Source organism: Streptomyces cavernae, assembly GCF_004023625.1.
Taxonomy (GTDB): Bacteria; Actinomycetota; Actinomycetes; order Streptomycetales; family Streptomycetaceae; genus Streptomyces; species Streptomyces cavernae.
In genome coordinates this window covers 12,675-35,402 of sequence record NZ_RPDJ01000032.1, presented here as the reverse complement: position 1 = coordinate 35,402, position 22,728 = coordinate 12,675, and the positions used below count along the sequence as shown (strand labels likewise).

General features: G+C 70.9%; 22 protein-coding genes. 7 read left to right on the top strand and 15 right to left on the bottom strand.

Translation table 11 applies throughout. The features are described 5' to 3' along the window. Window positions 1–502: 502 nt before the first annotated feature. Window positions 503–1,399 (top strand): glycosyltransferase family 2 protein, encoded by an 897-nt coding sequence (locus tag EF387_RS34580; protein WP_128380547.1) that lies wholly within the window; start codon window positions 503–505, stop codon window positions 1,397–1,399. An 84-nt stretch (window positions 1,400–1,483) separates the two neighbouring features. Here the strand turns inward: EF387_RS34580 and EF387_RS34575 are convergent, their stop codons facing one another. Both EF387_RS34575 and EF387_RS34570 read right to left on the bottom strand, forming a co-directional pair. Next, the gene (locus EF387_RS34575; protein WP_420802654.1) at window positions 1,484–2,404 is read right to left on the bottom strand and encodes a polysaccharide pyruvyl transferase family protein; all 921 of its coding nucleotides are present in this window, start codon (window positions 2,402–2,404) and stop codon (window positions 1,484–1,486) included. Between the two features lie 182 nt (window positions 2,405–2,586). After that, window positions 2,587–3,567 (bottom strand): heme/hemin ABC transporter substrate-binding protein, encoded by a 981-nt coding sequence (locus EF387_RS34570; RefSeq protein WP_128380546.1) that lies wholly within the window; start codon window positions 3,565–3,567, stop codon window positions 2,587–2,589. On the opposite strand from EF387_RS34570, the gene EF387_RS47175 reads away from it, so the two are divergent. After that, complete coding sequence (locus tag EF387_RS47175; protein WP_162467259.1) at window positions 3,534–3,800, top strand: hypothetical protein; 267 nt, start codon at window positions 3,534–3,536, stop codon at window positions 3,798–3,800. The genes EF387_RS34570 and EF387_RS47175 overlap by 34 nt on opposite strands. Window positions 3,801–4,008: 208 nt before the next feature. Continuing rightward, window positions 4,009–4,296, top strand: a complete 288-nt coding sequence (locus EF387_RS48725) for a hypothetical protein (RefSeq protein WP_238431856.1) — start codon at window positions 4,009–4,011, stop codon at window positions 4,294–4,296. Here EF387_RS48725 and EF387_RS34560 read toward each other — a convergent pair. Both EF387_RS34560 and EF387_RS34555 read right to left on the bottom strand, forming a co-directional pair. Further along, window positions 4,229–5,713, bottom strand: coding sequence for a sensor histidine kinase (locus EF387_RS34560; RefSeq protein ID WP_128380545.1), 1,485 nt, complete (start codon window positions 5,711–5,713; stop codon window positions 4,229–4,231). The genes EF387_RS48725 and EF387_RS34560 overlap by 68 nt on opposite strands. Next, window positions 5,710–6,426 (bottom strand): response regulator transcription factor, encoded by a 717-nt coding sequence (locus EF387_RS34555; protein ID WP_128380544.1) that lies wholly within the window; start codon window positions 6,424–6,426, stop codon window positions 5,710–5,712. The genes EF387_RS34560 and EF387_RS34555 overlap by 4 nt, the downstream gene beginning before the upstream one ends. 205 nt (window positions 6,427–6,631) lie before the next feature. On the opposite strand from EF387_RS34555, the gene EF387_RS34550 reads away from it, so the two are divergent. Genes EF387_RS34550 through EF387_RS34540 form a run of 3 tightly spaced genes read left to right on the top strand, consistent with a single transcriptional unit; the run spans window position 6,632 to window position 9,192 of the window. Beyond that, on the top strand, window positions 6,632–7,918 hold the full coding sequence (locus tag EF387_RS34550) for a ferredoxin reductase family protein (RefSeq protein WP_128380637.1): 1,287 nt from the start codon (window positions 6,632–6,634) through the stop codon (window positions 7,916–7,918). 19 nt (window positions 7,919–7,937) lie between these two features. Continuing rightward, entirely contained in the window at window positions 7,938–8,378 is a 441-nt protein-coding gene (locus EF387_RS34545; RefSeq protein WP_128380543.1) for an FMN-binding protein, read from the top strand. Between the two features lies 1 nt (window position 8,379). Then, window positions 8,380–9,192, top strand: a complete 813-nt coding sequence (locus tag EF387_RS34540; RefSeq protein WP_128380542.1) for an FAD:protein FMN transferase — start codon at window positions 8,380–8,382, stop codon at window positions 9,190–9,192. On the opposite strand, the gene EF387_RS34535 is transcribed toward EF387_RS34540, so the two are convergent. The 10 genes from EF387_RS34535 to EF387_RS34500 all read right to left on the bottom strand — a co-directional run bounded on the left by EF387_RS34535 (window position 9,111) and on the right by EF387_RS34500 (window position 20,176). After that, window positions 9,111–10,091 (bottom strand): phosphotransferase, encoded by a 981-nt coding sequence (locus EF387_RS34535; protein ID WP_128380541.1) that lies wholly within the window; start codon window positions 10,089–10,091, stop codon window positions 9,111–9,113. The genes EF387_RS34540 and EF387_RS34535 overlap by 82 nt on opposite strands. Window positions 10,092–10,268: 177 nt before the next feature. Then, complete coding sequence (locus EF387_RS50410; protein WP_162467260.1) at window positions 10,269–11,729, bottom strand: helix-turn-helix domain-containing protein; 1,461 nt, start codon at window positions 11,727–11,729, stop codon at window positions 10,269–10,271. A 459-nt stretch (window positions 11,730–12,188) separates the two neighbouring features. Further along, complete coding sequence (locus EF387_RS34525; RefSeq protein ID WP_128380539.1) at window positions 12,189–12,980, bottom strand: class I SAM-dependent methyltransferase; 792 nt, start codon at window positions 12,978–12,980, stop codon at window positions 12,189–12,191. 5 nt (window positions 12,981–12,985) lie between these two features. After that, the gene (locus EF387_RS47615; protein ID WP_202918456.1) at window positions 12,986–13,135 is read right to left on the bottom strand and encodes a hypothetical protein; all 150 of its coding nucleotides are present in this window, start codon (window positions 13,133–13,135) and stop codon (window positions 12,986–12,988) included. Window positions 13,136–13,223: 88 nt separating this feature from the next. Further along, a complete protein-coding gene (locus EF387_RS34520) occupies window positions 13,224–15,173 on the bottom strand; it encodes an ABC transporter ATP-binding protein (protein WP_128380538.1) in 1,950 nt (649 codons plus the stop codon). A gap of 121 nt (window positions 15,174–15,294) precedes the next feature. Further along, window positions 15,295–15,420, bottom strand: coding sequence for a hypothetical protein (locus EF387_RS49500; protein WP_274388967.1), 126 nt, complete (start codon window positions 15,418–15,420; stop codon window positions 15,295–15,297). Continuing rightward, entirely contained in the window at window positions 15,417–16,103 is a 687-nt protein-coding gene (locus EF387_RS34515; RefSeq protein WP_128380537.1) for a DUF5819 family protein, read from the bottom strand. The genes EF387_RS49500 and EF387_RS34515 overlap by 4 nt, the downstream gene beginning before the upstream one ends. Continuing rightward, window positions 16,100–17,935, bottom strand: a complete 1,836-nt coding sequence (locus EF387_RS34510; RefSeq protein WP_238431854.1) for an alpha/beta fold hydrolase — start codon at window positions 17,933–17,935, stop codon at window positions 16,100–16,102. Before EF387_RS34510 ends, EF387_RS34515 begins: the two co-directional genes overlap by 4 nt. Before the next feature lie 238 nt (window positions 17,936–18,173). Beyond that, the gene (locus tag EF387_RS46820) at window positions 18,174–18,497 is read right to left on the bottom strand and encodes a hypothetical protein (protein WP_155589799.1); all 324 of its coding nucleotides are present in this window, start codon (window positions 18,495–18,497) and stop codon (window positions 18,174–18,176) included. 215 nt (window positions 18,498–18,712) lie between these two features. Further along, complete coding sequence (locus EF387_RS34500; RefSeq protein WP_128380535.1) at window positions 18,713–20,176, bottom strand: phytoene desaturase family protein; 1,464 nt, start codon at window positions 20,174–20,176, stop codon at window positions 18,713–18,715. Window positions 20,177–20,828: 652 nt separating this feature from the next. Here EF387_RS34500 and EF387_RS34495 point away from each other — a divergent pair. Continuing rightward, window positions 20,829–21,173, top strand: coding sequence for a response regulator transcription factor (locus tag EF387_RS34495; RefSeq protein WP_128380534.1), 345 nt, complete (start codon window positions 20,829–20,831; stop codon window positions 21,171–21,173). 145 nt (window positions 21,174–21,318) lie between these two features. Here the strand turns inward: EF387_RS34495 and EF387_RS34490 are convergent, their stop codons facing one another. After that, window positions 21,319–22,599 (bottom strand): sensor histidine kinase, encoded by a 1,281-nt coding sequence (locus EF387_RS34490; protein WP_128380533.1) that lies wholly within the window; start codon window positions 22,597–22,599, stop codon window positions 21,319–21,321. Between the last annotated feature and the right edge of the window lie 129 nt (window positions 22,600–22,728).

The following is a 22,728-nucleotide window of genomic DNA, read 5'->3' as shown; positions in this document are numbered from 1 at the left end:
GCTCGCCGACGATTTATTTCCCGGCAAGCCCTTAGGGGTCCTTGCACTATGCCCGCCCGGGTCGCGTGGTCTGGCACCGCTCCCCCAAGCTCTCGGCTGCGCTCGAGCAGGGGGCACCCCCATCGCCGCGTTACCGAAAAGCCCTAGTAGCTCCTCCCCACTCTCGACTCCGCTCGAGCGGGGGCCCCCATCGAGGGCTCTTGGGCGCTTGCGATGCACGGCACCAGACCACGCGACCTCATCGGACGCTCATAGTGCATGGACCCCTAAGCACTGAGGGCGAGGCGTCCCCGAAGGGCGCCGTGGAAAGCCGAAAGTCGTCATAGTCGGTGGTGCATGTCTCCGAGTGTTTTGGACGGCCGGCTTTTGGCACCCGCGTAGGCCCGCCGAGGTGTCGGCCGACACCTCGGCGGGCCGCGGCGGGACACGGGGTTCCGCCGCCGAGGTGGCATGATGACCGCCGCCCGGTCGTGCGACCGGGGACGTTGCAAGGAGCAACCACATGTCCGACCCCCGCACCAGTGTGGTCGTGATCACCCACAACCGACGGGCCGAACTCCTGCGCACCCTCGACCACCTGGCGCGAATGCCGGAATCACCGCCCGTGTTCGTCACCGACAACGCCTCCGAGGACGGCACCGCCGAGGCGGTCGCCCAGCACCATCCGGCGGTACGGCTGCTGCGTCCGGGCCGCAATCTGGGCGCGGTCGGCCGCAACCTGGCCGTGGCGCACACCCGGACTCCTTACATCGCGTTCTGCGACGACGACTCCTGGTGGGCGCCCGGGTCGCTGTCCGCCGCGGCGGACCTGCTGGACCGCCATCCCGGCCTCGGTGCCGTGACCGCGCGCATCGTCGTGGAACCGGGCGGAACGGAGGACCCGATCGTCGAGGAGCTGCGCAACTCACCACTCACCGGGCCTCCTTGGCTGCCCGGCCCGGCGCTCGGCTCCTTCCTGGCCGCCGCCACCGTCGTCCGCGCCGACGCCTTCCGCGCCGCAGGCGGCTTCAACGAGCGGTTCTGGCTGGGCGGTGAGGAGGAACTGCTCGCGGTGGACCTGCTGGTGGACGGGTGGTGGCTGGTGTACGCCGACGAGCTGACGGTCCATCACTGGCCGTCGCGCGCCCGGAACGCCGAGGCGCGCCGGGTCGACGGCATCCGCAACACGCTGTGGTTCACCTGGCTGCGCCGTCCGGCCTGGGCGGCCGTCCGGCGCACCCTGTACCTGGCCCGCACGGTGCCGCGCGACCGGGCCTCCCTGCGGGCGTTCCGGCGGGCGCTGAACGGGTTTCCCTGGGTGCTGCGTGAGCGGTGTGTCGTGCCGCGGGAGGTCGAGGACCGGCTACGCCTGCTGGACCGGACCCAGCGCCGCTCCACGGCACGCAGCTATACGGGCTGACCCCAACCGCGGCGGTCGCAGTCCCGCTCCCCGCTTGCACAGGACCTCCCAGCACCGTCGGCCGCCGCCGCGACGGTGGCCGAACTACGCCCGTCCCTCCAGCGCCGCCACCAACCTGGCGGTCCCGTCCGCCGTCGACCCCTCGCCCGGCCGTGCCGCCTCCTCCAGGAATTCCGCGCCGATCTGCCGAGCCGCCACCCGACCGGACGTGAGGCACCAGTCCCACCACCGTTCCAGCCGGGTCTCGTCCAGTCGTTCGGCGGGCACGATGGCCGGCCAGCCGCAGGCGCGGGCCTGGGCGGTCACCTTCGCGCCGCCCGCCACCGGGTCCACGGCCAGTGCCGGGATCCCCGCGCGGAGCGCCAGCACCAGCCCGTGCAGGCGGTCGGTGACGACCAGGTCCAGCCGGGCGAGCAGCGACTGGAACTGGGCGGGGGTCGCGTTCAGATGCCAGTCGTGGGTGTCCAGCCGGGTCTCCAGTTCGAGCCGGGCGCAGTCCTTGCCGGCCAGCCACCGGGTCACCTCCTCGGCGACCTGCCCGTGCCGGCGCAGCTCCGCGTACTCGTGCTGTCCGTGGGTGAGGATCACCCCGACGACCGGCTTGGGCGGCAGCGCGGGGGCCCGGGCGGCGAGGTCTTCCAGCGGTTCCACGGCAGGCGCGTCGCGCGCGAGGATCCGGTGGAAGCCGGTGACCGCGGGGTCGTCCCCGTCGATCACGGACGTGCCCACGGCGATCCGCCGGCAGTGCCGGAAACGTTCATGCAGACGTTCGACCTGTGGGCCCTGCAGTGGACCGCAGACGAAGACCAGATGGGTGTACGCGGTCGGATCCGCCTCTTCCAGGTGCAGTGCCCTGGGCTGGAAGCCGGGGCTCCAGGCCGTGTCGTACGGCAGCCGCGCCCGGTCCAGCACCTCCTGGACCCGTCGCAGGGCCAGCACGTCCCCGGCGGTCGCCTCACCATCCGTGAAGCTGAACCACCCGGCAAGCAGAATCCTCACTCGCACAATGCGCCACGAGTGCCCCGCTTTGTGCCCGTCAATCACACTCTTCGTCCATCAATCACCTTCTGCAGGTGCCCGTCGTACTCTCCGCGTGCTCGTCACTCTCTCCGTGCCTCGGACGCATTCTTCGCACGTCGGTCGCACCCGGGGGTCCGCGCCCGGGGCACCGCTAGGCCCCGGCGTACTCAGCCCGCGTGGATGCGGTCAACGAGGATGTCGGTGACCAGCGGCGTGCGCGGGCCGAAGCCGAGCAGGACGCCGTCCTCCACGTCCACGACCCGGCGGTTCGTGCCCGCGGGGGTCTGGCTGATCCCGGGCACGGCGAGCAGCCCGTCCATGCCGCCGACCGAGTCCAGGCCCTTGGTCATCATCAGGATCACGTCCTGCTGGGCCTTGATGAGCGCCTCGCTGGTGATCGGGGTGCACGGTTTGTCGAGTCCAAAGGACATACCCGCATCCACCGCTCCCGCGGCCTCGATCAACGAATCCGCACCCGACCCCTCGCCCCCGATCAGATAGACGGCGGCGCTGCCCCGCATGTAAAGGAAGGCGACCTTGGGGCGGCTGCCCTCGGGCACGCCCGCGCGGGCCGCACGGAGTTCGTCGCGGATGCGCCGGGTGAGGGACTCGCCGGCCGTCGGCACTCCGAGGGCCTCGGCGATCCGCGTGGTGCGGGTGGTGACGTCCGCAAGTTCGTCGGCCGGTTTCAGGACGACGACGGGGACGCCCGCGTCACGGATCTGGTCGATGGCCTCCGCGGGCCCGGTGTCGGTGTCCGCGAGCGCCACGGTCGCCTCCAGGGAGAGCACGCTCTCCGCGCTCACGTCGTGCGCCTTGGTGACCAGGGGGAGATTTTCCGCCTCCCGGAACGTGGCCGTGACGTCGCGTCCCACGACCCGGTCGCCGAGTCCCAGGGAGAAGACGATCTCCGCGACCCCGCCGTTGAGGGGCAGGATCCGGTCGGCCTTCGCGACGATGACCCGCCGGCCGTCGGAGGAGTCGACGGTGACCGGCAGCCTGGGGGTGGGTGCCTCGCCCTCCACGGGGACCACGGAGTTCGCGTCCAGCTGTTTCTGTGCGGCGGCGGCGCGAATGCCCGCGGACGTCGGCGACGGATCCGTGCCCGCCTCCGGTGAACCGGACCCGTCCGCGCAGGATCCCGACAGTACTCACGGCCAAGGGCGACGGACCCGACTGCACCCAGGTCGACTGCGCCGTCGTCACCCGCGTCGACCACCGCGGCAGCGGCGACCGTTCGCAGGACGTCCGCGTCCCCGTGACCTTCGGGGGCCAGGAGCCCGGCGAGGGCGACGGCGGCGACGGCGCATCCACGTCGCCCTGTGCGTCGACAACGGCGACGGCGAACTGCCCACACCCTGCGTCGGCGGCGTCGACATGACCGGCGCCTCCCACACCTCCGCGTGGATCTCCTCCAACCCTCCTGACCACGGTGAGGAGTTGGCGACCCCGTACGGCAAGGGCGGCACCTTCGAGGTCGAGCTCACCGTCGACGCCGAGGACGAGTTCACCGACTGCTTCAAGCAGACGCGTGTGCTCGCCACCCGCGCCGACCACACCTCTCCGGCGACCGTTCCCAGGACGTCAAGGTGCCGGTCGCCTTCGTCGGCCAGGACCCGGTGGACACCGACGACGGAACCGGCGGTGGCGACGGCACCGGCGACGGGGGCACGGGAAGCGGCGGCGGTCCCGGCTCCGGCGGTTCCTGCGGCGGAGGACCGGTCGGCACGGACCCGACCGCCACCGACGGCGGCAGCCTCGCCTCAACGGGAGCCACCGTGCTGGGCATCGCCGCGTCGGCCGTGCTGCTCACGGCGACGGGCTGGGTCCTCCATCGGCGGGCCCGGGTGAAGTACCGAGCGGAATCCGCAGGGTGAAGACCGTGGCGCCCGGCCTGCTGGTCAGCTCGACTGTGCCGCCGTGGGCCCTGACCAGTGAGCTTGCGACCGCCAGGCCCAGGCCGCTACCGCCGCGGTCGCGGCTGCGGGCCTTGTCGACGCGGTAGAAGCGGTCGAAGACCCGTTCCCGGTCGGCGGCCGGGATGCCCGGGCCGGAGTCGGTGACGCGTACCGTCGCCGACTCCAGGGCCGTACCGCAACGGCCCACCTCCACCGACACCTTCGTGTCAGCGGGCGTGTGCACGGCCGCGTTGGTCAGCAGATTGTCCAGCACCTGGCGGATGCGCAGGGTGTCCATACGCAGCATCACCGGGTCGGATCCGGACGTCACCGTCAGCGGACGGCCCGGGTGTGCCGCGCGGAACGCGTCCGCCGCCTGCTGAACCAGCTCCACCAGGTCCGCCTCCTCCATCCGCAGCGGCGTCTCCACATCGGCCGCGTCAAGCCGGGCGAGCAGCAGCAGATCGTCCAGCAGGAACCCCATCCGGGCGGCCTCGGCGCGCAGCCGCGCGAGGTGTTTGTCCCGCTCCTCGGGGGCGTTGGCCGCCGCGTACTGGAAGAGGTCCGCGTAGCCGCGCACCGACATCAGCGGGGTGCGCAGCTCGTGCGAGGCGTCCGCGACGAACCGGCGCAGCCGCTGCTCGGCCTCGGTGCGTACGGCGAGCGCGTCGTCGATGTGTTCCAGCATCCTGTTGAACGCGGTGCGCAACTCCTCCACCTCCGGCCCGCCGTTCCCGCCGTCGGCGCGCACCGGCAGCCGGGCCGAGTCGGTGAGGTCGTGCGAGGTGATACCGCGGGCCGTGTGCGCCATGTCGCTGAGCGGCTTGAGCCCGCGCCGCAGCAGGGCCCGCCCGCACGCCACGAGGGCCAGCAGCGCCAGCCCGAAGGTGACGGCCTGGATGCTGATCAGCTGAGTGACAGTGTCCTCGATGTCCTCCAGGGGCGCGGCGCTCACCAGGACCACACCGGGTTCCACCTCGCAGGCCCGCAGCCGGTACGTGCCCGCGCCCTTGAGGTGCTCGGTGCGGGTGAGCTCCGAACCCGAGGTGATCTGGGCCGCGGCCAGGGCGGTGAACTCCTCGGTGTCCTCCGGCAGGTCGGCGGCGTCCTCAGGAGTGCGGAGGACGGGTGCACCGTCCGACACGTCGTACACGGCGTTGTACCAGCGGTAGTACCTTTTTCCCTGGAGCGTGCCGTAGTCCGCGATGCTCTTGGACTGGGCGATCTGGGCGACCTGCAGCTGATCGTTGAGCTGGGCCGACAGATAGTCCCGCATATACGTCGTGAGCGCCGTGCCGACCACGGCGAACACCACCAGCGACAGCACCCCGAGCCCGAGCGCGAGCCGGGTGCCCAGGCGCATACGACGGTAGCCCTCCCGCAGCCGGCCGATCACTCGGCGGCCTGCCGCAGCGCGTAGCCGAACCCGCGGACGGTGTGGATGAGCGGCTGCCCGGCCTCCCCGCCGTCAGCACCGTGGCCCGCGTCGTCGAGTTTGCGGCGCAGCCGGCTGACGACCAGCTCGACCACGTTGGAGCGGCCACCGAAGCCGTACTCCCAGACGTGGTCGAGGATCTGAGCCTTGGTGAGCACGGTCGGCGATTTGCGCATCAGATAGCGCAGAACCTCGTACTCGGTCGGGGTCAGCGTCAGCAGCTTCTCGCCGCGCCGTACTTCCCGGGTGTCCTCGTCCATCGTGAGGTCGGCGACCTTCAGCACGGACCGCTGGAAGCCGGGGCCGGCGCTGCGCCGCAGCACGGTCCGCAGCCGGGCCATGAGCTCCTCCACCGCGAACGGCTTGACCAGGTAGTCGTCGCCGCCCCGGGTCAGGCCCGCCACCCGGTCGGCGACGCCGTCCCGGGCGGTGAGGAACACCACCGGCACCATGGTCCCCGCCCCGCGCAGCCGGTCCAGCACGGCGAACCCGTCCAGGTCCGGCAGCATCAGATCGAGCACCACGATGTCCGGGTGGAACGTTGCGGCCCGGTCCAGCGCCTGTTCACCGGTGTTCGCGGTGACGGCCTCCCAGCCCTCGTAGCGGGCGACCGTCGCCACGAGGTCGGCTATCGGGGGGTCGTCGTCCACGACGAGAAGTCTTACTTTCTCCACGCGCCCATACTGCGTCACGCGCTCGCCGGAGCCATACCGGGCTGCCGGGGCGGATGCACATCGATAAAAACTTGAAAGTTGAGCGACAGCGAAACGACAGCTCCCACCGGACAAGCTCGGAAGCCCCCGGACCCGACCAAGGAGCTGCCGTCCCGTGACGACCATCCAACGCGTCCAGCCGCCCCCTCCGGTGCTACGGCCCAAGGTGGTGGCCCGCACCGGTCTGTACGCGGTGCTGGCCGTGAACGCTGCCGTCGTATCCGCATTCTTCGTGCAGGCCGGGTTCGCCTCCAACGCGCTGATCGTGCTGGGCCGCCTCACCGGGCTGTACGCGGCGCTGCTCATGGCTTTCCAACTGCTGCTCGTCGCCCGGCTGCCGTGGTTCGACCGCCGTATCGGCATGGACCGGCTCACCTCCTGGCACCGCTGGGTCGGCTTCTCCGTGCTGTGGCTGCTGGTGGCCCATGCCGTGTTCATCACCTTCGGCTACGCCGAGTCCTCGTCGCTGGACCCGGTGAGCCAGCTGGTGGACCTCGCCGAGACCGTGGAGGGCGTGCTGCGCGCGGTCGTCGCGCTGGCGCTGATCATCGTGGTCGGCGTGGTCTCGGCCCGCTCCGCGCGGCGCCGGCTGGCCTACGAGACCTGGCACTTCATCCACCTGTACACCTATGTCGCGGTGGTGCTGGCGTTCACGCACCAGGTCGCGGCGGGCACCACCTTCACCACGTCGTCCGTGGCGAAGACGTACTGGTACCTCCTGTGGGGCGCGGCCCTCACCGCGGTGTTCACGGGCCGGCTGGTGCTCCCGCTGTGGCGCAACCTGCGGCACCAGCTGCGGGTCTCGGCCGTCGTCCCCGAGTCCGACAACGTCGTCTCGATCCACATCACCGGCCGTGACCTCCACCGGCTGCCCGCCCGGGCCGGCCAGTTCTTCCTTTGGCGCTTCCTGACCCGGGACCGCTGGTGGCAGGCCAACCCGTTCTCGCTGTCGACGGCGCCCGACGGCACCCATCTGCGGCTGACCGCGAAGACGGCCGGAGACGGCACCGCCGCCCTGCGGCACCTGAAGGTGGGCACGCGCGTGTTCGCCGAAGGCCCCTACGGAGCCTTCACCGCCATGCACCGCACCCGACCGGACGCCCTGCTGATCGCCGGAGGCGTCGGCATCACCCCCATCCGGGCCCTGCTGGAGGAACTGCACGGCCACGCGGTGCTCATCTACCGGGTCGCCGCCGACCGGGACGCGGTCCTCTACGACGAACTGCGCGAGCTCGCCCACGCCAAGGGCGCCCAGCTGCACCTGATCACCGGCCCCGCCACGCCGGACCGGCTGGCCGCGGGCGAGCTCACCTCGCTCGTGCCGGACCTGACCGACCGTGACGTCTACGTGTGCGGTCCGCCCGGCATGACCACCGCCGTCCTGCGCACCCTGCGCGGTCTGGGCGTGCCCAAGCAGCAGATCCACTTCGAACGCTTCAGCCTGGCCGGATGAGAGGGACGAGGAAGACACCGTGAAGCGAGCACTGCCCGTCCTTGCCCTGACCGTCGTCGGCCTGATCCCGCTCTGGCGCTACGAACCCTCGAGCGGGGCGACGGCCACGACCGAGGTCGCGGCCCCCAATCCCTCGTCGTCTTCGGCATCGGGTTCTTCCGGGTCGTCGTCGGCACCGCCGTCCGCGTCGACCGGCGGTTCCCAGGTCGTCGCCGGCTCCACCGTCAACACCGAGAAGGGCGCCGTGCAGGTGGAGGTGACCTTCGACGGCGACGAGATCACCGCGGTGAAGCTGCTCCAGCAGCCGAACCACCCGCAGACCACGGCGGCGGTACCCAAGCTCATCGCCGAGACGCTGGAAGCCCAGAGCGCGGACATCGACACGGTGTCCGGCGCGACGATCACCAGCGACGGCTACCGGAAGTCCCTCCAGGCCGCCCTCGACGCGAAGGGCGCGTGAGGTGCGCCGCGTCGAGCACATCATGGGGTTCCCGATCTCACTGCGGATCGACGACGCGGACGCCGCACCGCAGGACGGGGACCCGGTGTTCGCGTGGCTGCGCGAGGTCGACGCCCGGTTCAGCCCGTTCCGCGCGGACAGCGAGGTGTCCCGGCTGGACCGCGGCGAGCTCGAACCGGGCGCCCTCAGCGCGGAGTTGAGGGAGGTCCTCGACCTGTGCGAGCACTACCGGACCGCCACCGGCGGAGCGTTCCGGGTGCGGTTGCCCGGCCGCGGTCTGGACCCTTGCGCGGTGGTGAAGGGCTGGGCCGTACAGCGGGCCGCGGACCTGCTGGCCGACCGAGGGGCGGCGAAGTTCTGTCTGAACGCCGGTGGTGACGTGGTCGTGGCCGGCGGCCCGTGGCGGGTGGGGATACGCCATCCCGAACGGGCCGACCGGCTGTGCACCGTACTGGAGGTCACCGACGGCGCGGTGGCCACCTCCGGCCGCTACGAACGCGGCGACCACATCATCGACGGCCGCACCGGCCGGCGCGCGACCGGCCTGCTCAGCCTGACCGTCGTGGCGAGTTCCCTGACCGAGGCGGACGCGACGGCGACGGCCGCGTTCGCGCTGGGCGGGGAGGGCATCGCCTGGGCCGCGGCGCGCGAAGGCTGCGAGGTTTTCGCGGTGGACGCGGAGCGCCGTGTCCACCGCACCCCGGGTCTTCCGTCCGCCGGGGCGGAGGCCCCTCACCACTCGGACCGAAGGGCCTCGGCCAGTCGGGAGACGGCGATGGGGTCCGGGAAGCTCCGCAGGGACGAGACGACCTGATGGCTCGCGAACTCGCGCTGGACATCGGTCACGGCCGGATCGACCGCGCACTCGGCCTGCACGTAAACGTAGTTCAGCGCCGTAGCGAAAAGCATCGAGAAGGATTCCAGGCCCTTGATGACCGCGTGGCCTCCGGCACTCCGATACGCACGCACCAGGCGCCGGGCGGAATCGGCCCGGAACCGGTTCCCGCCCGACCACACGTAAACGGCCCGTGCGAGTTCGCGTTCCGCCGATATGGGTCCGGCGTTGTCCCAGTCGAGGAGAACCGGCCCGGCCGGACCGACCAGCACGTTCTGAGGCTGCACGTCGAGGTGGGACATCACCACGTCGCCGGGGGCGGACGGCGTGACGTGGTGCGCGAGCTCCGCCGCCGACGTGGCGACGAACCGGCCCAGCGCATCCGACCACGGCACCCCGGCCCGGTGCACGTCCTCGAGCAACCCCGCCCACTGCGCCTGCTGATGACACTGCTCGTACCAAGAATCGGGCGTCCCGCTCGCGCCCTCCCCGGCCCTGTGCAGGATGGCCAGGGTCAGCCCGCACCAGCCGAGGATCTCCGGATCGGAAGCGTCCGCCTGGGCCCCCTCGACCCAGTCGTACAGCTTCACGTACGACCCGCCCAGCGCGGGAGGGAGCTGTGAGACGTGGGTGCCGGCGCGGTTCGGCATGAGCCGGGGCGCGGAGATCCCCAGCTTCTCCGCGGTGTTCCGCAGCGTGGATTCCCGGTCGACCTGCCGCTCGTCACATCCGAAGAGGAGCTCCTTCACCGCCCATGAGGAACCGTTCCCGGACAGTTTCCAGATCTGTCCCAGCGCGCCGCGGGTGACGGACCTCATGGCCCATGGTCCGGTGCCGAGCGCATAGGTGTCCGCGATGAATTCGCCCGTGGTCCGCATGCAGATGCCTCTCCGGTCGCCCTGTCGGTGACAACGACCGTGGTGGACCGCGCTGTTCGGATCAACCTCTTTTTCTCCGGACGCCCGGCCCGAGTGAGCCCCTGGGGGGCGGTGTGGACCCGATGGGCCGTGCGGCGCGCGCCGCGCCGGCCCGAGTCGTCCACGCGCCCGACGGTCTCAGCGGTAAGGGGTGTGCGGTAGCCCGCCGGTCGGCGAAGCGGGCAGGCCCGCGCACGCTCGCGCTATGTCCGCGGCCGCGGCGCGGGCCTCACGGACGGCCGTCCGCACCTTGCCGAGGCCCGGTGCCTGCATCACCAGGGTCAGTACGGCCTCGGGCGCTTCACGACGGGTGAGGACGGGTGCCGCGATGGCCGTGAGACCTCCCGGGGCGGTGGCCATCGCGCAGCCGTGTTCGAACCCCACCACAGGCGGCGGGGGCGCGGGTTCGGCGAGATCCTCGGCGAACAGACCGAACGGACCGGTCGGATCGACCTCACGCATGGTGGCCCGTGCGGCGGCCGTGGACAGCCGCTCGGCGAGTCCCGGGGCGCCGCGGCCGATCGCGGTGGCCACCGGCCCGTCGGAGAAGACACAGGTCAGCCGGTCCATCGTGGGCGGGTCCGGGATCAGCAGACAGGAGAACCCGTCGCTCTGCTCGCACAGTAATCGCTGCCAGGGCAGGGCCGTGGTGCGCAGCAGACGCCGGGCGGGCACCTGCGCGCTGAGAGCGAGCACCCGGGGGCCGAACATGATGCCGGCGCCGCCCTCCTGGAGGAACTGGTAGTCGATCAGGACCGAGATGAGCCGGTGGGCCGTGGACTTGGGCAGGCCGGTGCGGTGGGCGAGTTCGGTGAGGGTCACCCGTGCCTCACCGGCGCGCAGACCATTGAGCAGGCTGAGCCCGCGAGCCAGCATCGACGGGGTCTCCGGGCACGGGTCCGGTGCGGCTGCGGCTGCGGCTGCGGCGGGGGCCAGCGGGGCGACCGTCCCCAGTCGTTCGTTGAGCGCCCGTGCGACGGCGTGCACATGCGGCACGGCCGCCGACACCGCGTCCCCGGACCGGCCGATCAGGGCGATCACGGCCCGGATCGCGGTCCCCCGGGGGCGGATCGCGGCGCCGACCCCGGTCAGCTCCCCGCTGCTGATCACCTGGGGAGTGGCGCAGCCGCTGTCGTGCCGCCGCAGGGCCGCCGCGACCAGCAGGGAGTTGATCGGGCTGCCCTGCGGGGCGTACGAGACCACGCTGGTGCCGCCCAGCCTGCTGAGCTGACCGATCGGCAGCGCCTGCGAGCCGTAGCACGCGGAGAACACGACGTCGAGGCCGGTCGCGGCGTGCAGACGGACCAGCAGCGGCAGTGCGTCGTCCAGGAGCGTGTGCAGATGGCCCTGTGCCCGCCGCCCCAGTTGAGCCAGTGACCGCCCCAGCCGCAGATGGCCGCCGAAGCGTTCCAGCATTCCGCACAGCTCCAGTTCGTGGACGAGCCGGTGCGCGGTGGGCAGCGGTACCCGGGCCCGGTCCGCCAACTGCGAGAGTCTCAGCAGATCCTCGTCGGGGCCGAAGCAGTTCAGCAGGTTCAGACCGCGGACGAGTTTGGACTCGCGTGGGGCCGCGGCTGTGGCGGGTTCTGTGTGCGACATCTCTCTCCTGGGAACAGGAACCGGCCGCCGAGGCGAGTCGGTCCCTGCGGGGCCGGATCCTTGAACCGGATCTCCGGCACGGATGGTCATTCTCGGCGAGCGTCGCCGTCGCGACCAGAGTCAGATGTCCTTAGGGCTCGCCGGGATACAACTTGCGTGCTCCGGGTCTTGACACTGCAGCTCAGGACAGTATTTCCCGGCAAGCCCTTAGGGGTCCTTTCACTATGCCCGCCCGGGTCGCGTGGTCTGGCACCGCGCCTCGCCGCGTTGCCAGACCACGCGACCTGATCGGACGCTCATAGTGAAAGGACCCCTTACCCGCGAGTCGTCCCGGGGCCGGCCCGCGAACCCGGGCATGGCTCCGCCCGGGCGCGTACGGGGCGCGTCCGGGCGGGGTTCTCGGGGTGTAGCAGGGTCTGTCAGGGTGATCCGGGGTGTGCGTCCGTGGCATCGGCCCCACTACGCCCGATGCGGCTTGACGTAGGTGCAGATGGACAGGGGCGACAGCGCGTGGTGCGGTTCCGTGTCGGGGTGCCAGTCACCGAAGCGGCTCTCCGGTTCCAGGCCGGCGGTGCGCGCGTAGTCGTCCATCTCCTCCGGCGAGGTCAGCCGGGACACCTCGGTGCCGACCCGGGTGCTGCCGTCGGCCTCGTACCAGATGTGCGAGAGGTGCCACAGGGAGTCCTCGGGGTGCAGGACGGAGTGGCTCTGCAGACCCGTGCCGGCCTCCGGGTACGGAGTGAACAGCGTGGCGCGGCGGAGGCCTTCGTGGAGGTCGACGATGGCCGACTTGTTGTGGGTCTCCACCACCAGCCGCCCGCCGGGTGCGAGCAGATCGGCCGCGCGCTGGACGGCCCGTTGCTGGTCCTCGGGGGTGAGCAGCATGGACAGGGTCGCGCAGACGCAGTAGACGAGGCCCACGGTGCGGTCGGCGGTGTAGGTGCGGATGTCGGCGTGCACGGGTTCGACGGGTGTGTCGGGGCGGAGGCTCGCGCGCAGCACGGCGAGCATCTCGGGGGAGGAGTCGATACCGGTGACGGGCCCGACGCGGCGGGACAGCGGCAGCGCCAGCCGTCCGTTGCCGACTCCGAACTCGACGGTCCCCGAGCCCGGGTCCGGGTGGAGGGAGACGAGACGCTCCACCTCCACGGCGACGGACGCGTTGTCGGGGAACAGCCGGTCGTACCAGCCGGCGAACTGCTGTCCGTAGCCGATGTCGTCGACGACGTCGGCCGTGGCGGCTGCGTTCATGGGTGCTACCTCTTCTTCCTGAGTTGTGCGGTGAGGCCCAACGGCACCAGGAGCGCGGCGCCGGCGAGGGCGGGGAGACTGACGGCCTGCGTGGCGATCAGGAATCCGATGATTCCGACGGCCACGACGACGGGGCAGATCAGGAAATCGTGCATCGCCCTTTTCTTTCCTGCGAGTGGATTCTTGAAAAAGACGCTAGAACTCCGCCTGGTTCATGGCCATTCGTAGAATTACCTATTCGATTCAGGAGGCGATGTCGCTGAGTTCCTGCAGCTTGGCCAGCCTGCGGTAGAGGTCGTTGCTCCTGTTCAGCTCCGCGTGCGTGCCCACCGCCTGCACCTTTCCTCGGTCCATCACCACGATCTGCCTGGCCTGTACGACGGTGGAAAGGCGGTGGGCGATGGCGATGACGGAGCAGAAGTCGGAAATCATCGCGATGCTGTCCCGCAGGGACCTTTCCGATTCGCTGTCGAGGTTCGCGGTGGCCTCGTCGAGCAGCAGGAACCTGGGGGTCTGCAGCAGGGTGCGGGCGATGGCCAGACGCTGTCTCTGACCGCCCGACAGACCGGCGCCGCGGTCGCCGAGTTCGGTGTCGAGCCCCTTCGGCAGGGCGGCGATCACCTCGGTGAGGTTGGCCATCCGCAGGGCTTCGGCGATGTCCTTCTCCCCGGCGTCCGGGGCGGAGTAGGTGAGATTGTCCCGGACGGTGCCGCGCAGCAAGGTGTGGTCCTGGTCGACGTAACCGACCACGGACCGCAGCTGGTTGAGTGGCATGTCGACGATGTCCGTGCCGTCGATCCGGATCGCCCCGGACACTGGGTCGAAGAGCCGCTCGATGAGCTGGAAGACGGTGGACTTGCCGGCGCCGGAGGGGCCGACGACGGCGGTGAGCCCCTCGGTGGGCACGGTGAAGGAGACGCCGTCGAGGATGACCTTGTTGCCGGCCGGATAGGAGAAGCGGACGTCGTCGAAGACGAGACCGGGCTCATAGCCCCGACTGCGGGAGCGGGCGCCCTGTTTCCGTTCGGCCGTGCGTTCTGTCCGCTGGTCCGTCTCGACCTCGATCCTGCCCAGCTCCGCCAGCCGCTCCACCGATGCCCTGCCGACCTGGAACTGGGCGATGGACTCGAAGAGTTGCAGCAGCGGCGCCACCAGGTAGAAGAGGTACAGGATGAACGCCGTCAGATCGGCCGCGGGCATCGCGCCCGTCGCGGTGCGGGCCGCGCCGAGACCGATGACGACGGTCAGCGCGAGCTGGGTGCCGATGCTCATGGTCGGGTCCAGCAGCGACGACATGACCGTCACCTTGAGCCCCGACTTCCGGGCCTGCTTGGCGATGACGGCGATGCCCTCCGCCTCCCGGCTCTCGGCACGCGACGCCTTCACCGTCGGCATCGCGCCCAGCACCCGCAGCAGGGCGGAGCCGAAGTGGCCGGTGTCGGTCTGGTTGAGCACCGAGACCCGGCGCACCCCGCGGGCGAGATAGAGCGAGACGACGCTGGTGATCCCGAGACAGGCCAGCGTGGCGGCGAGGAGCACCGTGTCGATCCAGGCCATCAGCACGATGCCGCCGATGACCAGGAAACCGTTGTTGAGGATGCTGTCGACCGCGTGCGTCATCGTCGAGCGGGCGAGAAGGGTGTCGCTGACCATCCGGGAGAACACGTCGCCCTGCTGCCAGCCGCTGTACGCCCGGAACCGGGAGCGCAGCAGCCGGGACACCAGAGTGCTGCGGATGTCGTAGACGATGTTCTCGCCGGCCAGCCCGATGATGTACGAGTGCAGCGCGCCGAGGAGCGCGTCCGCGGTGAACAGTGCCGCGGCGACCAGGATCGGCTTGGTCACCGGGCGCCCCGCCTCCACGGAGCCCACCAGGTCGCCGATCACCGCGGGCTGTGCGAGGGACGTGGCGGCGCCCATCAGACCGACCAGGATGCCGAGGACGATCAGCCGACGGTGCCTGCCCAGCGCCCGCCACGGTTTGGCGCCCTTGCCCCACAGCAGATGCAGATGGAGCTCGGGAACCGCGCGGTGCACGGCTCGGGGCCGGGCGGACCCGCCGTCCTTCTGCCGCTCGTCCTCCCCCTTCTTCGTCAGTCGTGGTCCGGTGCACGGCTCCGGGGTCTTGGACAGGTTCGTCCGCGGCTCCTGCGGACGGTGGTGCCGGCCCCTGCCGGCCGTCCAATCGCTCATCGTGAGCCCGCTGACCGGACGGGGAGGGGAGACCGGAACCACCCGCCGCCCGCCCGGATCTCGGCCGGGCGGGCGGCGGTGTGGGCACTCGTGTCGATCGTGACGATCGTGCCGGCCAGGGTCACTCGGTCTCCCTCTCCTCCTGATGCTGTTCCCGCGTCCCTTGGAAGTAGAGGGCGCCCGCCCTGACCAGGCCGAGCAGGAAGATCACGCCACCGGCCAGGAAGAAGGGGTTGTCGAGACTCATGAGACTGTCCTTTCGGGTGTCCTGCCGGGTGTCTTGCGGGGTGTCTCGCCGGGTGTGTCGCCGGCGGTCCGGCCGGACGCCTTGGCGAGGGTGATCGCAGCCAGCGGGGTGGCCGGCGCGTGCGGGTCGAGCGGCACGTAGGGGGAGACGAACAGGAGCTGGGGCTTGTGCCTCAGGTCGTAGCCGGTGCCGGAGGCGAGCGCGAACTGGAAGCCCCGGGCCTCTCCGGTCTCCTCGCCCCGGGCCGCGATACGGTCGCGCACGCGCGCGGTGACCAGCCGGTACCCGGGGGTGCGGGCGGCGGCCCCGAAGCCCTGGTCGAGGAGTTGCAGGATCTCCTGGCACGCGTCGAAGACTGACTTGTCGGCGCGACGGGTCGGGAACCAGACGAGGTGCGTCGGCTTGCGGTCCTCGATGCCACTGATGTCCGTCCACGTGGAGGCCGTGCCGTCGGAGTCCACGGTGCGGTACAGGAAGTGGTAGTCGTAGACGGCCGGGTTGGGTGCGAAGAACCGCCAGTTCGGCAGCAGGGAGAAGATGTCCCTGGCCCGGACCCGGTTGCAGTCCTGATGGGGGTGCTGGCCGGCGAGGGTCAGCAGCAGGGCGGCGGCTCCGGCGATCCGCCACGTGGCGCCTTCGCCGGTGAACACGTTCTTCGGCTTCAGCTGTGACAGGGCGCTCACCGGGCGGTCTCCTTCGTGTGCTGGGGATTCCGGGCGGAGACAAGGGTCGGCTCGGTGGCCCGGGTGCGATCGTCGGTGTCCCGGAAGAAGTCGATGACCAGGTCCGTCACCCGATGCGCGTGACGGCTGTTGACGAGCATGCTTTCGTGCGAGGCGTCCTCGACGACCACCGTCCTGGTGCGCGCTCCGACGTGGGCCTCGGCGAGTTCCCTGTGCAGCAGCAGCTGTTCGGGGTTGCTGTCCACGGTCCGCTGTGCGGAGACCACCAGGCAGGGCACGCCCTCGATCGCGGTGAGGCTTCCCGGGAAGGACTTGAAGTCGGCCCGTACCGCCTTCCATTCGCGGCGCGCGGCCTCCCACATACGGGCGTCCGAGTACTGGGCGTGGACCTTCTTGCGGTAGGGGACCGGCAGTTCGTCGATCCACGACGGCCGGTTGAGGAGGATTCCGCTCCCCAGGCGCAGTGCCCGGCTCATGGTGGTGAAGCTGCTTGCCAGACCCTTGTCGATGATGCTCTGCCCGCTGTTGAACTGGCCGGGGTGGGAGGAGTCGAGGTAGACGACGCCGTGCAGACGGTCACCGAGGTGCAGGGCGGCGCGGCGGGCGATCTCCCCGCCGATCGAGTGGCCGATCAGGATGACCTTGCGGTGCGGAGCGACGGCTCCGTTGACCAGGTCCACGAGGTCGTGGACGGACTCCGCCAGATGGAAGGCACCCGTCGCCTTGCGGCGGCTTCCGGCGTATCCGGCGCGGGCGTAGGTGATGACCCCGTACCGGGTCTCGTGGGCCAGGCGCTCGGCGATCCACGCGTAGTGCTCGCTGGTGGACAGCAACCCGCTGGCGAGCACGACGACCGGCTGCTCCGGAGCTCCCGGCGAGTACTCCTCGTACTGGAGCCGGTTGTTGTGCCGTGTGGTCAGTACGCGGGAGCTGTGCCAGCCCTCCGTGGTGCGCAGCCGCCGCTGCACCGCGCCGACGGCTGCCACGGCCACACCTCCGGCGAGCGCGGTGAGGGCGGCCGGGACGGCACGGTCGTCCCGGCCGGCGACGGCGGCGTGGGAACGCGGGGCTGCGGTGTAGGCCACGAGCGGGTGGAACGCGGGGAAGGCGCTCACGAACCTGCCCAGCCCCATGAAGTAGCCGTTGGCCAGGTGGAACGCCGCGGCCCCGGCGATCATGGAGCGGGTCAGCTTGCCGCCGCGGGCATAGACGAGCGGGAAGAAGCACTCCAGTGCCAGCACTCCGTGGGTGAGCATCTGGGTGGCCCGGGGGTGTTCCTCGGACCACCGGAAGAGGCCGGCGTGACCGTAGGTGCGGGTCCGCATCACTCCGCTGAGGGCGGTGGCGTCGCGCCAGGACCTTCCGAAGAGCTTGACCCAACCGGACACGGCGTAGGCGAGGTTGGCCTGCAGGGCGGCGTACCACAGCAGGGCGTCCTTGGCCGCCGGCGACGGCACCACACGGGCCGCGCCGGTGGCGAGCTGCACCAGCGCCGCCACCTGGTCGGAGCCGTCGGCACCGTAGTGGTGGCGTGGCGACAGCAGGGCGGAGGAGGCGCCCAGGAAGAGGCTGCCGGCGCCCCGCCAGCGGGAGTTGCCGGGCAGCAGCATGGCGGCGGAGACGGCGGAGCGGGCGACGTGCAGGGCGGTCGTGGTCCGCAGTCCGCTGACGCTGTCGACCAGACGGCGTGTCAGCGGGCCGGATCCCACCAGGTACTGCCTGCCGACCTCCCAGTCGTTCATGCCCCCCTTCTCCATGTCCTTGCGCTGGACCAGATACTCGAGGGACGACGTCAGACTGGACACGGCGGCCAGGCGCTCGGACATGCCCATGGCGCGGTCCCGGCCGATCGGAGCCGGGGCGAAAACTGCCGAACTGACCCTTCCGGGAATAATGGAAGGCATTTTTCCGGTGAATTTCACGGGAACCCCATTCGTGATAACCTCCGCCGGAGGCTTTATTGCCTTTACGGTGCACTGCCGGGCCAGAACAGGCCTCTGGCCCGGCAGTTTTCCTGCGCTTTTCGCTCAGCTCCTACGAGCCGGCGGACCGCAGGCCGCGGAGGTCGGATCAGGCCCCACCGGCACCGGCCGCACCCGCACCGGCGCCGGCACCGGCCGCAACGTCCGCCGCCGCGTTCGCGACGGCCTGGTCGGCTGCCACGGAGGCGTTGGCCGCCTCCACCGAGGAGGCGACGCCGACCGTCGAGGCGGCAGCAGCGCCGATGCCGGCCAGGTCGGCGATCGCGCCCAGGCCGGCGAGGCCCCGGCCCGCACCGCCGCCGCGGCCGGCACGGCCGATGCGCGGGGTGCCGAGGGTCGGACGGACGGACGTCAGGACCATCTCCTGGACGGGGAGGTTCAGGGTGTCCACTGCCTTGGCGATGTGGCTCATTGTTGTTTCCTTTCCGAAGAGCCCCGGAGTTCTGTTTTCTCCGGTGTGCTTCCGGTGACAACAATGCCCGCTCGATGAGCCCCCTGCCATTGAGGAAAATACCTATTTCGCAGGTGGCGGACTTCACATCCGAATTCTTGGCGAAGAGAAACGGGAAAGGCGTCATTGTGGTGGGTCCGACGAACCCACCACAATGACGCCTTCATTCGTTCCTTTCAGGTCTGCTTTCGTCCCGACGGGACGGAAACCGTGGAGCCCGTCGCCCGTCGGCGGAGATGGCGCAGGGCCGACGCCGCGGCGTTCGCCCCGCACATTCCATGGGCGCCGGCCCCGGGCGGCGACGCCGCGGAGCAGATGAACATCCCCGGCACACCCGTGCTGTAGGGATCGACGGCGAGGCGGGGACGCATGACGAGCTGCAGGGCGGTGTTCGCTCCCGTGATGACGTCCCCACCGACGTAGTTCGGGTTGTACGCCTCGAAAGCGGCGGTCGAGCGGACGGCCATGCCGAGGACCCGTTCGCGGAACCCCGGGGCGAACCGCTCGATCTGCCCGACGATCGCCTCCGTCGCGTCACCGTCGTAGCCGTGGGGTACGTGCGCGTACGTCCACAGCGGATGGACGTCGCCGTCCGACCGCTGCGGATCGGCCAGATACTGCTGGCCGACCAGGACGAAGGGCCGCTCCGGCATCCGTCCGGCGTGGATCATCCGTTCGGTGCGGGCGACTTCCGCGTAGGCCCCGCCCAGGTGCACGGTGCCGGCGCGGCGGGCCGCCGGATGGGTCCACGGAACGCCTCCTTCGACCGCGAAGTCGACCTTGAAGGCGCCCGGCCCGTGCCGGAACCGGCGGTAGGCCCGCGCGACCCGCCCCGGCAGCCTCTCGCCCATGATGTCGGCGACCGCGCCCGGCGCGAGGTCGAACAGGACCACGTCCGCGGGCGGCAGTTGGGCGAGGGAGCGCACCCGGACCCCCGTCTCGATCCGGCCGCCGAGTTCGGCGAGCAGCGCGGCGAGAGCGTCACTGATGGCCCGTGAACCGCCCGCGGCCACCGGCCAGCCGTACCGGTGCCCGGCGCCGATGATCATCAGTCCCACGGCGGCGGTCGCCGGCCGGTGGAACGGACGGAACGCATGGGCGGCCACCCCGGCGAACAGGGCACGGGCGTGCTCGGAGCGCAGCAGCCGGGCCACCGCTGCGACGGGCAGCAGGGCCGCCGGCCCGAACGCGGCCAGCCGCAGGGGGTGCGCCGGCAGGTGCTGGAGCGGGCGCATGAGGTCCTCGGCGAGCGCGTCGTAGCTCCCGGCGAGGGTCCCGAACAGCCGCTGCCACAACCGCCCGTCCGGTCCGCCCAACGCCGCGGCCGTCTCGTGCGGCGACCGGTGGAGGACGCCCGCCTCGCCGGAGTCCAGCGGATGCACGCAGTCGATCTCCGGAACGCACCAGCTGAGGCCGTAGCGGTCCAGCCCCAGCGTGCGCAGGAACGGTGAGCCGACGGCCATCGGATGGGTGGCGGAGCAGTGGTCGTGCAGGAGACCCGGCGTCAGTTCGCTGGTGCGCGTGCCCCCGCCGATCGTGTCGGCGGCCTCCAGCACGGTGACCTCGACACCCTCCCGCGCGAGCGAGACGGCGGCCGCAAGACCGTTGGGGCCGCTGCCCACCACGATGGCCGTGCTCATACTGGCTCCCCTCGACGCGGACACTCCGTCGTCGTTCACGAGGGGGACGTTAGACGGTGCCGGGGCCCCGCGCGATCAGCAAAATTGCCTACGGGCCGCCCGATCCGTGTCCGTTCCGTGCCCGTTCCGTGTCCATTCGGTCTCCTTTCGGACTCCCCTTGAATTCATGACTCCGCACCGTTCATGGGCCCGATGACCAGGCCGAACGGAGAAACCGCGGCGTCACCGCTCGTGGAAACCCGGGAAACCCGCGGAACCGGGGACAGTGTCGGAGGTCATGTTTCAGTGGGCGGGACATTCCCATGCGTCAGCTGTGAGCCTGTGCCAACATGGGCATTCCCCGGCGATGCCGGACGGTGAATTCGGCGAGTGCGGTCCACGTTCTGCGACCCCCCTTGTCCATCACGGACATTGCCTGCCCTTTACCGTCGTATGGGGCCCCTGAGCATGGCGCCGGGCCACGGGCGGTAGTTGACCAGACCGCTCGCGGACACGGTTCCACGGAAAGGAAAGCCACCCGCATGACCTCGGCAACATTCATGCCCAGGACGGTGCGCCGCGCGCCGTCGGCATTCCGCAGAGAATCAGCCACCACCCACCGGACCGGCAATCGCCCGCACACGGAGCGCCCCGGGCCGCGGCGGGAGGCGACATGACGGTGGACGGTTCGCTGGCCCCGGCCGGTCCGGCATGGGACCGCACGGGCCGGCTAAGCCCACGGGAAGGCGAGATCCTGCTGCTGGCCGCACACGGAATGTCCGACTCGGAGATTTCCGCCGCCCTGTCGATTTCGCCTCGCACGGTGGGCGCCCACCTGGCCAACATCCGGGAAAAGCTGTGCGCGAAGAACCGCACCCACCTCGTGGTGCGCGCACTTCGGGCCGGCATTCTCGCGATCCGTGCGGAGTGCGGGTTCCCGCGGTCGGGTGCCGATGCGGAGGAGATGTTCCATCTGACGGGCCTCTCCGGAGTTCGGGGCGAACACCCGGGACTGTGAGGCCCCCGAATGTCCTGGGCGGTTGTGGGGCACCGAAGTACGGGTGACCCACCGCCGCCCCCGATCGGTCCAACGCCCGTGCCACTCACCGGAATTGAACCGGTGGGTGGCGCGGGCGTTGATCCGTGGGTGCGCCCCGTGTGGGTCAGCGCACGCTGCCATCGGGGCGGGCCGCCGACGCGACCGGCTCCGGGGCGGTCGGGAAGTGCGCGATGACCCACCAGCCGTCGTCGTCCCCGGGGCCGGCCGTGAGGGTGCCTCCCACCTCGTACGCGCGCTCCCGCAGCCCCATCAGACCGTAGCCGCCGTGCCCTCCGGTGGGCACGGCGGCGCGCAGCGAGGCCGCGGTGTTGTGCACGTCCACCCTGAGCAGCCCGTCGTCGGTCCGCTCCAGGCGCACCGTGGCCTGGGTGCCGGGAGCGTGCCGGCGCACATTGGTCAGGGCCTCCTGCACCACGCGGTGCACCGCCGACTCCACTTCGGGAGTGACGAGGGTGCGGCGGGCGGCTGCGGAGATCTCCAGCCGGGCGACCGTACCGCCACCCGGCTCGGAGAACGACGACACCAAGTCGGTGAGCAGCGGGACCAGTTGCGCGAGGACCGCATGGGGCTCACCGGGCCGCTGGATGTCCATTCCACCGCCGTCCCCGCGGACGACGGCTTCGCCCGGCGGGTCCTGGTCCTCACGCAGGACGCGGACCAGACGGCGCATCGAGTCCAGGGTCTGCTGGCCCGCCTCCGAGATATTGCGCAGGATGGGGCCGATCTGGTGGGGCGAACTCTGGTGGATCACCCCCGCCGCGTGGGCCTGGGCGACGATGCCGGTGACGTGGTGGGCGACGAAGTCATGTAGTTCCCGGGCCAGTTGCAGCCGTTCGGCAAGCCGTGCGGCCGCCACCGAACGCGCCCGGCGGGCGTCCGTCGTGCGCTGGTAGCAGCCCGTTCCGATCGCGGCGCCGACGATGAACGTCAGCAGGAACGGATAGGTGAGGGTGATCCCGGTCCCCTCGGTCCGTAAGGGCTCGTCGATGACGGCGGCCCCGAGCCCCGCCGACAGGACCACGGCGACTCCGGGGTGCCTGACGCTACGGCAGGTGCGGGCCAGCAGGACCAGCAGGCAGGCCGTCTCCAAGAGCCCCCAGTCGGGCATGGGTTGCCCGAGCAGGATCGTTCCCACGGTCAGCACCGAGGAAGCGGCCGCCGCCAGCCCCGCCCGCCACTCAAGGCTCAGCACCCGGTCGGGCACGAGGATCAGCGCCACGGCGGCCGATCCGGTCAGTAACGGCAGCCAATCGGTGAGCCGTTGCTGCTGCAGCCAGACCAACTCCATGTCGAGCAGCCACAGTCCACCCAGTAACGCGAACAGCGCGCCGAAGCTCAGCCGGCGGGCGCGTTGCCCCAGGGGCGCGGGGGCAGAATGTGTCATACGGTGAAGGTTAGGTAACGGTCCGGCCTCACGCGGCCCGAACTACTTTTCTGTGGGCGGCGACACGGCCCGTTCTCTGTGGGCGGCGACACGGCTCGTCTTCTGCTGGCGGCTTCACGGCCCGTCCCG